This is a genomic window from Streptomyces agglomeratus, from assembly GCF_001746415.1.
Lineage (GTDB): Bacteria > Actinomycetota > Actinomycetes > Streptomycetales > Streptomycetaceae > Streptomyces > Streptomyces agglomeratus.
In genome coordinates, this window is the sequence record NZ_MEHJ01000001.1 from 6,653,288 (window position 1) to 6,669,555 (window position 16,268).

Below are 16,268 nucleotides of genomic sequence, written 5' to 3' on the forward strand. Positions count from 1 at the left end.
GGTCAGAGGTGGGCCGCGGGGCGCTGGCCGGGGCGACAACTCTCTGCCTCGTCTGCGGAGTTTATACGAACGGTGTTCACGCCATGTTTCTGCTAGCCGTCGCCCGCATTGCGGGCAAGGCGGTATCAGGACCATTTCCTGCGGAGAATCTACCCATTCATCGGGGGGTCAGGCCCGTGGCCTGGAAAGTTCCGGCGGCAGCGGTAGGCCGAAACTCGTCGGCTATTTTCACCAGCGGCTACCGGGTGGTATCTGCTATCTGCCGCATGCCGAGTGAATGTGCCGCTGAGATCCCCGAACGAGGGTACCTGTTCATTGGTGGCCGCGGGGCGTTACTGATCAGCCCGTGTGGGCATCATCGACCGTGACGTCAGTACCCGATGCTGTGAGCCGCCCACTCGAGGAGGGATGCTTCGATGGGGGAGAAGGTCGTGGCAGACGGGTTCGACCTGTCGGACCGGCAGAGGTACCGGAGGAAACTCCAGCAGTGCCTGGAGGGACTGGGGCGACTGCTGGCGGAGAAGCGCTTCGACCGTCCCAAGAACTTCATGGGGCTGGAGATCGAGCTCAATCTCGCCGGGGCCGACGGTATGCCGAAGATGATGAACGCCGAGGTGCTGGAGCGGATCGCGAGCCGTGATTTCCAGACCGAACTCGGCATGTTCAATTTGGAAGTAAATATCGTTCCGCACCGGCTGGGAGGCCGGGTATTCGATCAGCTCGCCGAAGAGCTGCGCACCGGCCTGGGATATGCCCACAGGAAAGCCGAAGAGGTCGACGCGGGCATCGTGATGATCGGAATTCTGCCGACGCTCGGACGCCACGACCTGGTCTCCGCGAATCTCTCCGACGTCGACCGCTACCAGCTGCTCAACGATCAGATAGTGACTGCGCGCGGTGAGGACTTCACGGTGGACATCACCGGGGTCGAGCGCTTGAACTGCACCTTCGCCTCGATCGCGCCGGAAGCGGCCTGTACGTCGGTGCAGTTGCACCTCCAGGTCACGCCGGGCCGGTTCGCGGATGTGTGGAACGCGGCGCAGGCGGTCGCCGGTGTGCAGATCGCACTGGGTGCCAACTCGCCGTTCCTCTTCGGCCGCGAGCTGTGGCGCGAGTCGCGGCCGCCCCTCTTCCAGCAGGCCACCGACACGCGCCCGCCGGAGCTCCAGGCCCAGGGCGTACGGCCGCGGACCTGGTTCGGCGAGCGGTGGGTGGACTCGGCGTACGAGCTGTTCGAGGAGAACCTGCGGTACTTCCCGGCCCTGCTGCCGATCTGCGACGACGAGGATCCGCTCCTCGTGCTCGACGACGGCGGGGTGCCGCGGCTCCAGGAGCTCGTGCTGCACAACGGGACGGTCTACCGCTGGAACCGGCCCGTGTACGGGCTGGTCGACGGCGTACCGCATCTGCGGGTGGAGAACAGGGTGCTGCCCGCGGGGCCGACCGTGACGGACGTGATCGCCAACGCGGCCTTCTACTACGGGCTGGTGCGGGCTCTCGCCGAGGACGCGCGGCCGGTGTGGAAGCGGCTGCCCTTCGAGGCCGCCGAGGAGAACTTCGACACCGCCTGCCGTCTCGGGATCGAGGCGGAGATCATCTGGCCGAAGGCGGGCCGCGCGGGCGGGACCACGCGGGTGCCGGCCGTCAGGCTCGTACGGGACGAACTGCTGCCACTGGCCGCTGCCGGGCTCGACGCCTGGGGCATCGAGCCCGCCGACCGGGACTACTACCTCGGCGTCATCGAGCAGCGGTGCAGGCGGCGCGTGAACGGTGCCTCCTGGCAGGTGGACACCTACCACCGCGCTCTGGAGGCCGGCCTGGAACGCGAAGCCGCGCTGGCCGCCATGACGCGCCGCTACAGCGAGCTGATGCACCAGGGCGACCCGGTGCACACCTGGCCGGTGGGTTTCCCGGGGCGGGCGTGAGGTGCGCCGGGGGAGGCCGGCGGGTCTGATCAGGAGGTCCGGCCCGCCTCTGTGATCGCCGCGTCCGCGTCCGCGTCCGCGCCGGCGCTCAAGACGACGGGGTGGCGACGGCGAGCGTGCCGCGTTGAGCTGGTGAACCGGACCTGGTGCCGTGCTTCGCCGCGCCGTCGGGCAAGCTGTGACGTCCCATGACGGTGGAGCCCCTCCTCGAACCGTGGATCTCGATCGATTCGAAGAATCTCGACGATGTCGACGATCTCGGCAGGGGAGAGGGTTTCGCCACCTGGAAAGGCGCTCGTCTCCCGGCCTGTCGCGCGGGATCTTCGTACCCGCGATCGAGACCCTGGCGGGGCGTAGTCGGGGATGAGGCGGGATTTCTGAACTGGAGGCTGGTGTGCGGGCAGAGGCGGGGCGGGTGGCTGATTTTCCTCCGGAGCAGGGGGTGACGCGACAGATCCTGCGGATCGAAGTGCTCATCGTCCTCGCGCTGTCACTGGGCGCGAGTGGGGTGTCGTCCCTGATCAGGTTTGTCGGAGCCGTCACCGAACCGGGCGGGCTCAAGGACCAGGCGGCGAAACTCAATACGTCCGCCGCGCCCGGGCGGCCATGGCTGGACCTCGCCTGGCAGTTGTTCGGTGTCGCGTCGGCGCTGGCGCCCGTCGTGCTGGTCGCGTACCTGCTGATGCGCGAGGGGAAGGGGCTGCGCGCGATCGGCTTCGACCGAACGCGGCCGTGGCCGGACCTGGGGCGGGGCACGCTGGTCGCGGCGGGCATCGGCAGCGCCGGGCTCGCGTTCTACCTGGTCGCCATCGAGTCGGGGTTCAACCTCACGGTGGTGCCGGAATCGCTGCCGCCGGTGTGGTGGAAGTTCCCTGTGCTGGTCCTGTCCGCGATGCAGAACTCCGTACTGGAGGAAGTCATCGTCGTTGGATATCTGCTGCGCAGACTCGATCAGTTGGGGTGGTCTCCCAGAGCCTCTCTGGCGGCGAGTTCCGTGCTGCGCGGGTCGTACCACCTCTACCAGGGGATCGGCGGGTTCGTCGGCAACATGGTGATGGGCGCCGTCTTCGTGCTGCTGTACCGGCGCTGGGGGCGTGTGGGGCCGCTGGTGGTGGCCCATACGCTGCTCGACGTGGGGGCGTTCGTGGGGTACGCGCTGCTGGTGGGCAAGGTGGGGTGGCTGCCGACTTTGCAGACGTGAGAAGGGCGTGAGCAGGGGCGTACGGAAGATCCGTACGCCCCTTTTCGGTGTTTGGCCGGTGCCGGTGCCGGTGCCGGTGCCTGTTCGGGTCTCGGGCCGGCGCGTGCCGGTCGGCGGGTGGTCAGGTGAGCAGGTCGCCGTCGATGACGGTGACGGCGCGGCCGGTCAGCAGGGTGCGGTCGTCGCGCAGCGAGGTGACGACGCGGCCGGAGCGGGCGGACGCCTGGAGGCCGGTCAGTTCGAGGCGGCCGAGGCGTGCCGACCAGAACGGGGCGAGGGCCGTGTGCGCGCTGCCGGTCACCGGGTCCTCGTCGATCCCGAGCCGGGGGAAGAAACAGCGCGAGACGAAGTCGTAGCCGAGGGCGGGATCTTCGGCTGCGGCTGTCGCGATGATGCCGCGCTCGGAGTGCGCCACGAGGCCGGCGAAGTCGGGGGTGAGCGCGCGTACGGTGCGCTCGTCGGCCAGCTCGATGAGCAGGTCACCGATGTGCGGCCCGGTGTCGTGGGCCGAGAGGACGTCCGCGCCCAGGGCCTCGCCGATGCCGTCGGGGACCGCGGCGGCTGTGAGCGGTGCGGTCGGGAAGTCCAGGGTGAAGGCGCCGTCTTCTCCGGCGGCGGCGGTGAGGATCCCGCAGAGCGCCGAGAAACGCACGGCGTCCTTGCCGGCGGCGGCGCCCGTGGAGTGCAGGACGTGGGCCGTGGCCAGGGTGGCGTGGCCGCACATGGCGACCTCGGCGGTCGGGGTGAACCAGCGCAGCGCCCAGTCGGCGTCGCCGCCCGGGGGGAGCGGGTGCGCGAAGGCTGTCTCGGAGAGGTTCACCTCGGCGGCCACCTGCTGGAGCCAGGCGTCGTCGGGAAACGTGCCGGAGTCCAGCAGAAGCACTCCGGCTGGATTGCCGGCGAAGGGCCGGTCGGTGAAGGCGTCGACGATTCGAATCCGCATGGCCATGAACGTATGGGTCGGGCAAAGCCGCAGGCCAAGGCCAATTCGGAATGACTGGCCCCTTTGGTGGGGGTCCTTGGCGTGTCGGGAGTGCTTGCCCGGTGAATCGTTCCGATATATCGTTGGGGTATCGCGACAGATCAACGATGGAAGGAGCGTAGCGATGCGTTCACATGGACATGGGGACTGCGGGCCTGGCCATCGCGGTCGGGGTGACTTCGAGGCGCGGCGTGCCGCCTTCGGTCCTTTCGGGCCGCCGTTCGGCGGGCCGTGGAGCGGTGGCGGACGCGGCAGGGGCGGCCCCAGGGGAAGGGCGCGGCGCGGCGACGTGCGCGCGTCGATCCTGGCGCTGCTGGCCGACCGGCCCATGCACGGTTACGAGATGATCCAGGAGATCGGCGAGCGCAGTGGCGGGGCCTGGCGTCCCAGTCCGGGCTCGGTCTACCCGACGCTCCAGCTGCTCGAGGACGAGGGTCTCATCGTCAGTGAGAGCGAGGGCGGCAAGAAGCTGTTCACGCTCACCGACGCCGGGCGCACCGAAGTCGAGGCGGGGCCGCAGGCTCCGTGGGAGGAAGCGGGGCGCGGGGTCGACTGGGAGACGATGAACGAGGTCCGTCAGGCTGGCTTCGGGCTGATGGAGGCGTTCGGCCAGGTCTGGAAGACCGGCTCCGCCGAGCAGCGGAAGAAGGCTCTCGCCGTCGTCAACGAGTCCCGCAAGAAGCTCTACCTGATCCTGGCCGACGAGGACTGAGGTCAGCGGGAGCGGCAAGGGCGGACGGCGCCCCGCGGGCATCCGCGGGGCGCCGGCTCGCGTCCGGGGCTGTGGTCCGGGGCTGAATCCTCGTTCCTGGCGAGATCTCGGCCTGAGTGAGTCTCCGGCCCGGGCGGGTCCCGTCTCAGGTGACCAGGCCGGCGAGCTTGCGCAGCGACTCGCTCAGGGCGGCGCCCGCCGAGTCCTTGAGCTTGCCCGCCATCAGTGAGACGGCCGCGCCCGTGAACTCCCCCTCGATCCGCACGAGGGCGCCGTCGCCGTCCGGTGTGAGCGAGTAGCGGATGGCGAGGTTGACGCCCATCGGCCCCTTGCCCCTGGTGGTGAGCAGCCGGGCCGGCTCCAGCTCCTCCACCGTCCAGGTGACCTCCGCGGGGAAGCCCATGAGCTTCATGTTCTCGTCGTACGTCGCCGAGACCTCCAGCGTGGCCGGGCCGCCCTTGGGGAAGCTGGTGTGGGTCGCGTTCCACTCTGCGTACGACGTGAAGTCCGTCAGCCGCGCCCAGATCTTCTCGGCCGGCGCCCCGATGTGTGCCTCCGCGCTGGCTTCGGCCATGCGACCACCCCTTCTCGTCGGCTGTCCTCGGCTGGTGTGGCTGTCGTCGGCAGTCGTCGCCGGCTCTCGTTCGCTGTGTGTCGCGGAACGTAGCCGGGTGGCGTGAAACATTCAATGCTGATGAACCGTCAGATTGAGTGGGCCTCGCGTCTTCCCAGTCCCGGTCGTCGTGTTGTCCCGATATCCCTGGTCTCATCCGTAAGGAGGAGGCAGGGTGCGGCGTTGCCCAACTTCGGTGGGATGCGCGAATGCTCCCCGGCGGGGATGCTCCCGCGAGCGGCGGCTGATGAGGTGGGAGTGTGCAAAGCCGTACCCCACGGGTTCCCCAGCAGACCGCGCCACATCGTGCGGACAGCGAAGCCAGGCTCACCGCCGAGCTCACGTCGGTCGTCGCGGGCGCGCGCAGGCGGGCGCTGCGGGACGGCGACCGGCAGGTCGACACCGCGCACCTGCTCCACTCGCTGATCGAGACCGACCCGGACGTCCGGGCCGCCTTCGACGGGGGTACGCCGCAGATCGCCCGGGTGCTCGGCTATCTCGTGCAGCGCAGCATCGGGTACGGGCTGCGCTGGCAGGGCGCGGTGGAGGATTCCGGCAACGTGACCGGGGCGCGGGACCCCGTGGGCCTTGCGGGCTGGTCGCCCGCCGCCGCCGCGGCCATGGAGAGGGCGCTGGGACTGGCCGCGGCGCGCGGCGACCGGCGTGCCCGCGGGCTCGATCTGCTCGCCGTACTCGCGGCGGACACCGAGTGCCGAGCGGTCGAGGTGCTGAGGCGCGGCGGTGTGGACACGGACCTGCTGGCCGGGCGCCTCTGTGCGGCGTCTCGTCAGGCGTAACGGGGATGAGGCTCCTGACCTCGAATGGCATGATGTCCCGATGCAAGCGTCTCAGGGGAGGAGCGCCGGCCTGGGACTTGCCCTGCTGTCGGCGTTCGCATTCGGTGGTTCGGGTGTCGCGGCCAAGCCGCTGATCGAGGCGGGGCTCGACCCGCTGCACGTGGTGTGGCTGCGGGTGGCGGGCGCCGCTCTCGTCATGCTGCCCGTCGCCTGGCGCCACCGCGATCTGCTGCGGCGCAAACCCGCCCTGCTCGCCGGTTTCGGCCTGCTCGCGGTCGCCGGTGTGCAGGCGTTCTACTTCGCCTCGCTGTCCCGGATACCGGTCGGGGTCGCCCTGCTCATCGAATATCTCGCCCCGGCGCTGGTGCTGGGATGGGTCCGGTTCGTTCAGCGTCGGCCGGTGACGCGCGCCGCCGCCGTCGGTGTGGTGCTCGCGGTCGGCGGCCTGGCGTGCGTCGTCGAGGTGTGGGCCGGGCTGACCATCGACGTGCTCGGGCTGCTGTTCGCGCTCGCCGCCGCCTGTTGCCAGGTGGGGTACTTCGTACTGTCCGACCAAGGGAGCGCCGGCGAGGACGCGCCCGATCCGCTCGGCGTCATCGCGTACGGCCTGCTCGTCGGCGCCGTGGTACTGACCGTGGTGGCGCGCCCGTGGGGCATGGAGTGGTCGCTGCTGACCGGGAACGCCGACATGGGAGGGACGGCAGTGCCGGCCGCGCTGCTGCTCGGCTGGATCGTGCTGATCGCCACTGTCGTCGCGTACGTCACGGGTGTGGTGTCGGTGCGCCGGCTGTCGCCGCAGGTGGCCGGTGTGGTGGCCTGCCTGGAGGCGGTCATCGCGACCGTACTGGCGTGGGTGCTGCTGCGTGAGCACCTGTCCGCGCCGCAGATCATCGGCGGGGTCGTGGTGCTGGTCGGGGCGTTCATCGCGCAGTCGTCGGCTCCCAAGGCCCCGAGCGGGCCGGTCGCGGGCGGGGTGGCGGCCGCTGGTGGGGCGGACGTGGAGCCGGGGCCTTCGGGGGCCGGGCAGGTCGAGGGGGATCTTCCGGCGGGGCGGACGGCTCGGTAGCGAGGCTGCCTGCGTCCGGAGGCTTTGCTTTGGCTCGGTGCTCGGTGCTCGGTGCTCGGTGCTCGGGTGCCGGGTGCCGGGTGCCGGGTGACGTGAGTGGCGGGTGACGTGGGCGCCGTGTGATGCGGCCTTGTTTGTCTTGCTGCCACTGCTCGGGCCGGTGAGCGCCATCGTCGTCGCGGTGGTCCTGCCGGATGAGCGTCCGACGGTCCCGGAGGCGAGCTCCGCCTCGGCCTCCGGCCCCTTGCTGCTGCCCCGGCCCGGCCAGTGCATTGGCCGGGCCGGGACCTGCGCGGGCAGGGGGCGGGCGGTCGTCAGGTGGTGGGCGGGGTGCGGCGGCGGTGGTGGTGGGTGTGGGCCGCGGGATCGTTCGGCTGTGCGCGGGTGGCCAGCCCTGCCGCCGTACGCTCCTGTGCGTCCTGCGGCTTGTGGCTGCCGTACTTGAACTTGGCCCGGACCTCGGTCACCTCCAGCCGCAGACCCCTGATGCCCGACAGCAGACGCCCGTGCGGTGCTTCGCCGACAGCCGCGCGGGCCGTGCCGCCCTGCGGCTGGAAGTGGGCGACCTGGCGGTTCAGCAGGTCGGCCTTCTCCGCCGGGTCGTCCACGACGTGGGCTGTGCAGCGGAGCTGTACGGCTGCGTAGAAGCTGGTGGGCACGCCGTGTTCGGGCGGGGCGCCCACGGGTGCCTGCCAGGGGCCGGGGACGTACGTGTAGTCGTCCACGACGCTCAGCAGGACGCGCGGATCGGCTTCCAACGCCGTGAACAGGGGGTTCGGGCGGGCCAGGTGGGTGAGGACCTCGCCGTGGGCGCCGCGTTCGGCGTCGTACAGGAAGTGTGTCGGCTGGACGTACGGCGCCTCGCCCGGGAGTCCGTTCACCGCCAGCTGACCGAAGTCGTGGACCGCCAGCCACTCCTGCCACTCGTGGTCACTGTGCGGCGCGTCCCAGGGGTGTATGAGCAAGACGGCCTGCTCAGAGAGTGGTGAGGTAGTCGGGGAGTGCGACGGCCGGGTCCAGGTCTGCTGCCGGGACGGGGGCGCCGTAGCCGCGGGTCAGGGGGACGACGCCCGTCCAGTGCGGGAGTGAGGCGTCCTCGGGCTCGTCGTTGGGGCCGCCTGTACGAACCTTCGCGGAGACCTCCTCCAGGTCGAGCCGGATCACGGCGGTCGCCGCGAGCTCCTTGGCGTTGGCCGGGCGCGAGTCGGAGGAGCGGCCGGGGACGACATGGTCGACCAGTGCGTCGAGTGCGGTGCGGCGCTCTTCCTCGTCCACCACCTCATGGGCGATGCCGTGGACCACCACGGAGCGGTAGTTGATGGAGTGGTGGAAGGCGGAGCGGGCCAGGACGAGGCCGTCGACGTGGGTCACGGTCAGGCAGACGGCGAGGCCGGGGTCGCTCTGGCCGGCCATGCGCAGGGGGCGGGAGCCCGTGGAGCCGTGTACGTAGAGGCGGTCGCCGACGCGGCCGTAGAGCGTCGGCAGGACGACGGGGGCTCCGTCGCGCACGAAGCCGAGGTGGCAGACGTAACCCTCGTCCAGTATCGCGTGCACCAGGTCGCGGTTGTACGACGCGCGTTCCCGGGAGCGGGTGGGGACGGTGCGCTCGGAAGGCGCGTAGGTGGTGGTGTCCGGCATTGCGTTCTCCATTGTACTAGTGCATAGTGTTTTTTGTGCTAGGAGACTATCGGATCAGCGGGCGGCGCGCATCGGAGATTGCGGCGAGTGTGGAGCGCGCGGTGGGTTCCGGGGAACTGTCGCCCGGACAACTGCTGCCGCCCATGCGGGAGTTGGCGGGGGAGTTGGGGGTCAATGCGAATACAGTCGCGGCGGCGTACCGCACGCTGCGCGAGCGGGGGGTGATCGAGACGTCGGGCCGCCGAGGCAGTCGGGTGCGCCCCCGCCCGGCCAGTACGGCGCGGGAGTCGATCAGGGTCGACGTACCGCCGGGTGTGCGGGACCTGAGCCAGGGCAATCCCGACCCCGCCTTGTTGCCACCGCTGCACGAGGCGTTTGCCGCCGCGGTGCGGAGCGGTGCAGAGCACCCTGTTCTGTACGGACAGGATCCTGTCGATCCGGATTTCGGGCGGCTCGCGCGGGCCTCGTTCGACGCGGACGGGGTGCCGGGTGGACCCGTCGCTGTCACATCCGGGTCGCTGGACGCGATCGAGCGCGTTCTCGCCGCCCACCTGAGGCCGGGTGACGCGGTGGCTGTCGAGGATCCGGGGTGGGGCAGTCTGCTCGACCTCATACCCGCGCTCGGGCTTACCGCCGTGCCGGTCGCAGTCGACGACAACGGGCCGCTGCCCGGTGAGGTCGAACGGGCGCTCCGGGGCGGGGCCCGGGCACTGGTGATCACCGACAGGGCGCAGAACCCCACCGGTGCGGCGGTGAGCGTCGCGCGGGCCCAGGAGCTGCGGGGTGTCCTCATGACCTTTCCGGGGGTGCTGCTCATCGAGGACGACCACGGGCACGCCATCGTCGATCTGCCGGTGCGCCCCCTCGCGGGGGTGACGGATCACTGGGTGTTCGTGCGGTCGGTGGCGAAGGCGTACGGGCCTGATCTGCGGCTCGCCCTGATGACGGGCGACCCGGTCACGGTGGACCGGGTGATGGGGCGGCAGCGGCTCGGGCCCGGCTGGGTCAGCCGGCTGGTGCAGCGGGCGGTCGTCGAGCTGTGGGAAGCGGGCGCGGTCGACGTACGGGCTGTCTCGCGGGAGTACGGTCGGCGGCGGGACGCACTGGTGGGGGCACTGAACGAGCGGGGTGTCGAGGCCCACGGGCGCAGTGGGATGAACGTGTGGGTGCCGGTCGCGGACGAGACGGGGGTGGTGGCGCGGCTGCTGCACGCGGGGTGGGCGGTCGCGCCCGGAGCGCGGTTCCGGATGGCGGCGCCGCCGGGTGTGCGGCTGACCGTTTCGGCGATGACACCCGCGGACGTCGGCCCGGTCGCCGACGCCGTGGCCTCGGCGACCGGGCCTGCGCGGGCGGACCGGCGCTACGGCTGAGTCACGGCACGCGTCAGGCGGCGCGGTGGAGGGGCGCGCGGTGCATGCGGGAGGCGTACCCGGGGCTCGGGCGCCGGTCGTCGGGGTGCGGGGAGCGGGATGCGGGTGGTGGAGGTGCGGGCGAGGGGCGTGGTGCGGGGGCGGCCACGGATGGCGTCGGCAGGTCGGGCCGCGCCGACCCGACGTCGGGTCGGCGCCGCCCGACGGTGAAGTGCCGCCTCGGAGTGAGGGCTTCGAGGCGGGGGCCGGGAACGGCTGCACGACCGGGGAGTCGTCGCTCCCCGTGGCGCGGGAGCCGGGGCAGGGCGAGCGCGGAAGCCGCGGATCGGTCCGGGGTGCCGTGCGGGTCGGTCAGGTGCGCCTCGCGGTGATGCCGGTCCTGGTGCGGGCTCGGCTCTGGGTCAGGGCCGCGCCCGCCAGGACGATCAGGGCGCCGACGGGGGTGTTCCAGCTGAGGTCTTCGCCGAGCAGGGTGACGCCCGCGACGGTGGCGATCACCGGGATGAAGTACGTGACCATCTGGGCGGTCGTCGGACCGATCTCGGCCACCAGGCCGTACTGGAGCAGCATCGCGAAGCCGGTGCCCAGGGCGCCCAGGGCCACCACAGCCAGCAGCGGCACGACCGGGAACGAGGTCGGCACCGTCGTGAACAGGGGGGTCACCACGGCGAGTTGCGCCGTGCCGAGCAGGAGCTGCGCGCCTGTCATGGAGAGGGCGGAGTTGCCGCTGCCCCCGAGCGTACGGCGGAGGTAGATCCAGCCCACCGGGTAGCTGAGCGAGGCCAGCAGTGCCATGGCCGTGCCGCCGAAGTCGAGGCCGGAAAAGCCCTGCCAGGCTCCCAGTACCGTCAGTACGCCGATGAAGCCGATGCCGAGTCCCGCGACGCGGCGGCGGGTCGGGCGGTCCTCGGAGAACGCCACCAACGAGAGCGCCATGCCCCACAGCGGCGACGTGGCGTTGCAGATGCCGGCGAGCGTCGAGGGGATCGTCAGCTCGGAATAGGCGAAGAGCGAGAACGGCAGCGCGTTGAGGAAGAACGCGGCGACGGTGAGGTGGCCCCAGGTCCGGGCGCCGCGCGGCAGAGCCTCCCGCTTCACCGCCATCGCCGCGGCGAGCACGGCCGTTCCGAAGAGGAGCCGCCCGAGCGTGACCTGGAAGGGTGCGTACGCCTCCGTGCCGACCTTGATGAGCAGGAAGCTGAAGCCCCAGATGAGCGCGAGCACGCCGAAACGGATGCGCCAGTCCAGAGTCGCGCGCCGGGCCGGCGTGGGGAGGCCCTCACGGGTGCCGTCACTGGTGCCGCCACCGGTGCCGTCACCGGAGGTGGTGACGGCGGCGGCGGACGGGGTGGCGGACAGCGGTGTGGCAGGAATGGCGGGCGGCTCGGTGCGGCGTGCGGAGGCGATGCTCATGGTCTGTACCCTCACCCGGCCACACCTCGTAGCACAAGCGAGATTTTGTGGATCTCATCGCTTAGTATCGCTTACATGTTGAATCTGGAGCGCCTGCGCACGCTCGATGCCCTCGCCCGGCACGGTTCCGTCAGCGGCGCGGCCGAGGGCCTGCACGTGACGACCTCCGCGGTCTCCCAGCAGATGGCGAAGCTGGAGCGCGAAGTCGGTCAGCCGCTGCTCGCCAAGAACGGTCGCGGCGTCCGCCTCACCGACGCCGGGCGGCTGCTCGCCGACCATGCCGCGCGCATCCTTTCCCAGGTCGAGCGCGCGCAGTCGGACATCGAGGCGCAGCGCGGCCGCGTCGTCGGCGACCTGTCCGTGGCCGCGTTCCCGACCGCCGCCCGAGGTCTGCTGCCGACCGCCCTGGCGGCACTCCGCGAGGAACATCCGCAACTGCGGGTGCAGATGCGGGAGATGGAACCGGACGACTCGGTACGCGCGGTCGTGCGGGGCGACTTCGATCTCGCGGTCGTGCTCGACTGGTACAACAAGCCCCTCTCCATGCCCGAAGGGCTCGCGAAGCAGGAGCTTCTCCACGACCCGGCCGATGTCGCGATGCACATCGACCATCCGCTCGCCGGTCGCACCGCCGTGGATCTGGAAGAGTTCGCGGACGACGACTGGGTCACCTGGGCCGAGGGCGAGTTCTGCCACGAGTGGCTGATGTTCACTCTGCGCGGCAAGGGAGTCGAGCCCCGGATCGCGCATGTCGCCGAGGAGCACGCCACACAGCTCGCGCTGATCGCCGAGGGGCTCGGGGTGTGCGTGGCGCCACGGCTGGGGCGCGGTCCGGTGCCGGACCGCGTGCGCGTCGTACCGGTGCGGCACGCCATGCGGCGGCATGTGTACGCCGTCTGGCGCGCCGACGCGGACCGGCGGCCGTCCATCCGCGCAGCGGTCGACGCGCTGTGCGCGGCGGGGGCGATCGTCGCCGGCTGAACCCGGACGGGCCGCGGAACAGGGCCGCGAACAGGGCCGCGCACCGGCCGCTTGGCACGGGCCCGCTTGGCACCGGCCACGGGGCGCCGGCCATGGGACCGGCCCGCCGGGCCGGGTCCCCGAGTCGCCGCTCGGCCCTCGGCGAGCGGAGATGCCGGCTCCGCGCGCGGATCAGGAGCTGCCGAGCTTGCGGAAGTCCCAGGACGTCACCGCGTCCGGCGTCAGCCGCAGCCAGGCGTGCCGCCCGTCGTGCGGCATCCGCGCCATGCCGAAGTACTTGCGGGCGAAGAGACGCTCCGGCACGTCGAGTTCGGGGCACGGCTCGCCGGTGCGCGGCGCCTCACCGGTGAAGACAGCGGTGCCGGACAGTTCGATGCCGCGCAGTTCGCCGTACTCCACTCCGTCGTCGACGACGACGGCGAGCCGGCGGTCCTTGCGCAGCTGTGCCCAGCGGCGGCTGCGTGTGATCGAGTACAGCCACAGTGAGCCCCCGTCCCAGACGAACCACAGGGCGCCGACGTGCGGGCTGCCGTCCGCGGAGACGGTCGCCACCCGGCAGGTGCGCTGTTCGTCGAGGAAAGCGTCCCGCTCGGCGTCCGTCATCATGATGCGGCGGCCTCTGCGCTGGGTGGAGGCGGTCATCGGCGTCCCCTTCAAGGTTTCTGACCAGGTGTCAGAAAGCATGGGGGCTCTTCCCTCATCACGCAATGGTCGTTAGCCTCGCGCGCCCCGACCGGAGGAGGAGCCTTGCCGTCGTACGAACAGCTCGTGGAGCAGCTCGATCCGGCGACCACTGTTCTGCTCACGGTGGAGTGCCAGGAGGGCGTCGTCGGTGCGGACAGCGCGCTTCCCGAACTCGCCCGCGAGGCACGGACCTCGGGAGCCCTGCTGCGCGTCGCACGTCTGGTCGCCGCGGCCCACGAGGCCGGGGTACAGGTGATGCACGCGGTGGCGGAACGGCGGCCCGACGGGCGCGGGGCCAGTACCAACGCACGACTGTTCCGCGCCGCCGCACGGCTGCCCGTACAGCAGCTCTCGGGAACGACCGCCGTGCGCGTCGCGGAACCGATCGAAGTGACGGATGACGACCTCGTCGTACGACGGCTGCACGGCCTCTCGCCGCTCTCCGGTACGGACGCAGGCGCCCTAATGCGCAACCTCGGCTGCCGCACCGTGCTCGTCACGGGCGTCTCCGCCAATGTCGCGATTCCCAACGCCGTCTTCGACGCCGTGAACCTCGGCTTCACGGTGGTCGTCGCCTCGGACGCCATCGCGGGGGTGCCTTCCGACTACACCCCCGCGATGATCCGCAACACGCTCGCTCTCGTCGCCACCATCACCACGACCGACGACGTTCTCGCCTGCTGGAAGCGCCCCCGGCGGATCAGGCGAGGGTGATCGAGTCACCCTCGACCTTGATGGCGGCGGCGGGGAGCGGCGCTTTCGCCGGGCCGCCCTTCACACTGCCGTCCGTCGCGTCGAACATGCTCCCGTGGCAGGGGCAGTTGATCATCCCGTTCGCCACGTCCTTCACCGCGCAGCCCTGATGGGTGCACTTCGACGAGAACGCCTTGAATTGTCCCGCCGTGGGCTGCGTGACCACCAGGCCCTGGTCGGCGAAGACCTTGCCGCCACCCTCGGGGATGTCGCTGGTCTTGGCGAGTACGGCGCCCGCGTCGCCCCCGCCACCACCGCTGCCGCCCGCCCCGCCGTCCGCGGGCTTCTCGGCGGCGGCGCCGGACGGGCTGTCGCTCTCCGAGCCACCGCACGCCGTCAGCGCGGCGGCGATCCCGGCGGCGCCCACCGCGGTGACGACCGTACGGCGGCCGAACAGCCGCCCTGTCTCCTGAGATCCCGTCATGCGGCACTCCTCTTCGACGACTGACTACGTGATGTTGTACGCGGGACCGGACCGCGCCGTTCAGCATCCGGGCGATTTCTTCGGGCCCCTCGCACTTCGGGCCCCTCGCGCTTCGGGCCCCTCCCGTTCCTGCCCCCTCTCCCTCCCGTTCCCGGCTTCCCGCGCTTCCGGCTTCTCGCGTTCCCGTCCCCGCGGCGATTGAGCAACTGCGGAGACGACACCGCCGGGCGCTGCCGCGCAGACTCACGTGGAGACAAGGCGGATCATCCAGCACAGCGGGTCGAGCACGGCTCGCGAAGGGGGCGGATTTAGCGTGGTCGGAAGGCATGCGGTCGTCATCGGCGGCTCCATAGGCGGCCTCACCGCTGCCGGCGCGCTGGCCGGGAGATTCGAGAGAGTGACCGTCCTCGACCGGGACGAACTGCCGTCCGACGCGCGAAACCGGCGGGGTGTGCCGCAGGCCCGCCACGGGCACGCCCTTCTCATCGGTGGCCGCCTGGCGCTGGAGAAGGTGTTTCCCGGGCTCACCGCCGAGTTGACCGCGGGCGGCGCCGTTCCCTGGGATCCGGGGAGCGATCTCCTGTTCCACCAGATGGGCGCCTTCCGCATTCCGTACTCCACCGGAATGCTCGGCGTCAGTCTGACCCGTGCCTTCCTGGAGTTCTCCCTGCGGCGCCGAGTGAGCGCGCTGCCCAACACCGAACTGAGGGACCGCGCGACGGTCGCCGGCCTCGTCGGCTCCCAGGACCGGATCACCGGCGTGGAGCTGGACGGTGGCGAGGTGATCACGGCCGACCTGGTCGTCGACGCGACGGGACGCGGCGGCGACCGCTCGGACCGGTGGCTGCAACAGCTGAACTGCCCGACTCCGCCGGTCGACACGGTCAAGATCGATGTCGGATACACCAGCCGGCTGCTGCACCGCCGGCCCGGCGACCAGGTGACGGAGATGGGCGGGCTGCTGTATCTGATGGCCTCGATCTCCTCGGACGACAAGCGGGCCGCCGCGGCCTTCGCTGTCGAAGGCGACCGCTGGCTGGTCACCCTGGGCGGCTGGCACCGCGCCTACGCCCCTGTCGATCCGGCCGGGTTCGCCCGGTTCGCCGCCGATCTGCCCGCGTCGCACATGGCCGACCTGCTGGCCCGGTCCGAGCCGGTGGACGAGGGCAACGCGCTGAGGTACACGTACCCCACGGCGCGCCGGCGCTACTTCGAGCGGCTGCGGCGGCCGCCGGCCGGATACGTCGCGCTGGGCGACGCGGTGTGCAGCTTCAACCCGCTGTACGGCCAGGGCATGACCATGGCCATCCTGGAGGCGGTCGAGCTCGGACGGTGTCTCGACCGGTTCGGTGACGCGTCGGCCGAGATGACCCGCAAGTACTTCCGGGTGATGGGCAAGCTGCTCGACATGCCGTGGCGGATGGCGACGGCCGGTGACTTCATCTTCCCGGAGACGGTCGGCCCCAAGGCGCCCGGTACGGACGTCATGAACTGGTACGTCGGCCAGATCGCCCTGGCCAGCCACACGTCGGTGGAGGTCCACCGCGTCATGCTGGAGGTGCAGCAGATGCTGGCCCCGCCGTCCGCTGTCATGCGGCCCGCGGTCATCGCCCGCTCGCTGCGCGCCGCCCGTCGCTCACCCACGCGGAACCAGGCGCCCCGGCAGCGCGCGGACGTGCCGGTGCCGTGAGCGGCCGGGAGTCTTCCCG

16 protein-coding genes are annotated in these 16,268 nt (G+C 71.2%); 9 read left to right on the forward strand and 7 right to left on the reverse strand.

Features of this window, described 5'->3' with window-relative positions; all coding sequences use genetic code 11:
* Positions 1–416 precede the first annotated feature (416 nt).
* A complete protein-coding gene (locus AS594_RS29160; RefSeq protein ID WP_069935483.1) occupies positions 417–1,925 on the forward strand; it encodes a glutamate-cysteine ligase family protein in 1,509 nt (502 codons plus the stop codon).
* Between the two features lie 394 nt (positions 1,926–2,319).
* Entirely contained in the window at positions 2,320–3,126 is an 807-nt protein-coding gene (locus AS594_RS29165; protein WP_069935484.1) for a CPBP family intramembrane glutamic endopeptidase, read from the forward strand.
* 121 nt (positions 3,127–3,247) lie between these two features.
* Here AS594_RS29165 and AS594_RS29170 read toward each other — a convergent pair whose 3' ends face one another.
* Positions 3,248–4,069 (reverse strand): PhzF family phenazine biosynthesis protein, encoded by an 822-nt coding sequence (locus AS594_RS29170; RefSeq protein WP_069935995.1) that lies wholly within the window; start codon positions 4,067–4,069, stop codon positions 3,248–3,250.
* 163 nt (positions 4,070–4,232) lie between these two features.
* Here AS594_RS29170 and AS594_RS29175 point away from each other — a divergent pair, with 163 nt between their 5' ends.
* Positions 4,233–4,820, forward strand: coding sequence for a PadR family transcriptional regulator (locus AS594_RS29175; protein WP_079144353.1), 588 nt, complete (start codon positions 4,233–4,235; stop codon positions 4,818–4,820).
* Between the two features lie 145 nt (positions 4,821–4,965).
* Here the strand turns inward: AS594_RS29175 and AS594_RS29180 are convergent, their stop codons facing one another.
* On the reverse strand, positions 4,966–5,394 hold the full coding sequence (locus tag AS594_RS29180) for a type II toxin-antitoxin system Rv0910 family toxin (RefSeq protein ID WP_069935485.1): 429 nt from the start codon (positions 5,392–5,394) through the stop codon (positions 4,966–4,968).
* A 299-nt stretch (positions 5,395–5,693) separates the two neighbouring features.
* On the opposite strand from AS594_RS29180, the gene AS594_RS29185 reads away from it, so the two are divergent.
* Together AS594_RS29185 and AS594_RS29190 are read left to right on the forward strand one after the other, a co-directional pair.
* The gene (locus AS594_RS29185) at positions 5,694–6,230 is read left to right on the forward strand and encodes a peptidase (RefSeq protein WP_069935486.1); all 537 of its coding nucleotides are present in this window, start codon (positions 5,694–5,696) and stop codon (positions 6,228–6,230) included.
* Positions 6,231–6,270: 40 nt separating this feature from the next.
* Complete coding sequence (locus tag AS594_RS29190) at positions 6,271–7,296, forward strand: EamA family transporter (RefSeq protein ID WP_069929809.1); 1,026 nt, start codon at positions 6,271–6,273, stop codon at positions 7,294–7,296.
* Positions 7,297–7,610: 314 nt separating this feature from the next.
* Here AS594_RS29190 and AS594_RS29195 read toward each other — a convergent pair whose 3' ends face one another.
* Positions 7,611–8,261, reverse strand: coding sequence for an FMN-binding negative transcriptional regulator (locus tag AS594_RS29195; protein ID WP_069929810.1), 651 nt, complete (start codon positions 8,259–8,261; stop codon positions 7,611–7,613).
* Between the two features lie 10 nt (positions 8,262–8,271).
* Complete coding sequence (locus AS594_RS29200; protein ID WP_240509101.1) at positions 8,272–8,934, reverse strand: pyridoxamine 5'-phosphate oxidase family protein; 663 nt, start codon at positions 8,932–8,934, stop codon at positions 8,272–8,274.
* A 35-nt stretch (positions 8,935–8,969) separates the two neighbouring features.
* Between AS594_RS29200 and AS594_RS29205 the strand changes: the two genes are divergently transcribed.
* Entirely contained in the window at positions 8,970–10,304 is a 1,335-nt protein-coding gene (locus tag AS594_RS29205; protein WP_069933794.1) for an aminotransferase class I/II-fold pyridoxal phosphate-dependent enzyme, read from the forward strand.
* Positions 10,305–10,655: 351 nt separating this feature from the next.
* Here AS594_RS29205 and AS594_RS29210 read toward each other — a convergent pair whose 3' ends face one another.
* Positions 10,656–11,717 carry a DMT family transporter gene (locus AS594_RS29210; protein WP_079144806.1) on the reverse strand — a complete coding sequence of 354 codons (1,062 nt, stop codon included), beginning with the start codon at positions 11,715–11,717 and terminating at the stop codon, positions 10,656–10,658.
* Between the two features lie 75 nt (positions 11,718–11,792).
* On the opposite strand from AS594_RS29210, the gene AS594_RS29215 reads away from it, so the two are divergent.
* Positions 11,793–12,698 (forward strand): LysR family transcriptional regulator, encoded by a 906-nt coding sequence (locus tag AS594_RS29215; RefSeq protein ID WP_069929812.1) that lies wholly within the window; start codon positions 11,793–11,795, stop codon positions 12,696–12,698.
* A gap of 171 nt (positions 12,699–12,869) precedes the next feature.
* On the opposite strand, the gene AS594_RS29220 is transcribed toward AS594_RS29215, so the two are convergent.
* Positions 12,870–13,340: a pyridoxamine 5'-phosphate oxidase family protein gene (locus tag AS594_RS29220; RefSeq protein WP_069929813.1), complete on the reverse strand. Its 471-nt coding sequence runs from the start codon at positions 13,338–13,340 to the stop codon at positions 12,870–12,872.
* Between the two features lie 105 nt (positions 13,341–13,445).
* Between AS594_RS29220 and AS594_RS29225 the strand changes: the two genes are divergently transcribed.
* Entirely contained in the window at positions 13,446–14,096 is a 651-nt protein-coding gene (locus tag AS594_RS29225; RefSeq protein WP_069929814.1) for a cysteine hydrolase family protein, read from the forward strand.
* On the opposite strand, the gene AS594_RS29230 is transcribed toward AS594_RS29225, so the two are convergent.
* The gene (locus AS594_RS29230; protein ID WP_069929815.1) at positions 14,083–14,559 is read right to left on the reverse strand and encodes a Rieske (2Fe-2S) protein; all 477 of its coding nucleotides are present in this window, start codon (positions 14,557–14,559) and stop codon (positions 14,083–14,085) included. The genes AS594_RS29225 and AS594_RS29230 overlap by 14 nt on opposite strands.
* Before the next feature lie 313 nt (positions 14,560–14,872).
* Between AS594_RS29230 and AS594_RS29235 the strand changes: the two genes are divergently transcribed.
* Positions 14,873–16,249, forward strand: coding sequence for an FAD-dependent oxidoreductase (locus AS594_RS29235; protein ID WP_069929816.1), 1,377 nt, complete (start codon positions 14,873–14,875; stop codon positions 16,247–16,249).
* Positions 16,250–16,268: the final 19 nt, after the last annotated feature.

Excerpts from the sequence above, each read along its gene's own strand:
- AS594_RS29160 (WP_069935483.1), top strand. The coding sequence starts at position 417 with ATGGGGGAGAAGGTCGTGGCAGACGGGTTCGACCTGTCGGACCGGCAG.
- AS594_RS29170 (WP_069935995.1), bottom strand. The coding sequence starts at position 4,069 with ATGCGGATTCGAATCGTCGACGCCTTCACCGACCGGCCCTTCGCCGGC.
- AS594_RS29175 (WP_079144353.1), top strand. The coding sequence starts at position 4,233 with ATGCGTTCACATGGACATGGGGACTGCGGGCCTGGCCATCGCGGTCGG.
- AS594_RS29180 (WP_069935485.1), bottom strand. The coding sequence starts at position 5,394 with ATGGCCGAAGCCAGCGCGGAGGCACACATCGGGGCGCCGGCCGAGAAG.
- AS594_RS29190 (WP_069929809.1), top strand. The coding sequence starts at position 6,271 with ATGCAAGCGTCTCAGGGGAGGAGCGCCGGCCTGGGACTTGCCCTGCTG.
- AS594_RS29200 (WP_240509101.1), bottom strand. The coding sequence starts at position 8,934 with ATGCCGGACACCACCACCTACGCGCCTTCCGAGCGCACCGTCCCCACC.
- AS594_RS29210 (WP_079144806.1), bottom strand. The coding sequence starts at position 11,717 with ATGAGCATCGCCTCCGCACGCCGCACCGAGCCGCCCGCCATTCCTGCC.
- AS594_RS29215 (WP_069929812.1), top strand. The coding sequence starts at position 11,793 with ATGTTGAATCTGGAGCGCCTGCGCACGCTCGATGCCCTCGCCCGGCAC.
- AS594_RS29220 (WP_069929813.1), bottom strand. The coding sequence starts at position 13,340 with ATGACCGCCTCCACCCAGCGCAGAGGCCGCCGCATCATGATGACGGAC.
- AS594_RS29230 (WP_069929815.1), bottom strand. The coding sequence starts at position 14,559 with ATGACGGGATCTCAGGAGACAGGGCGGCTGTTCGGCCGCCGTACGGTC.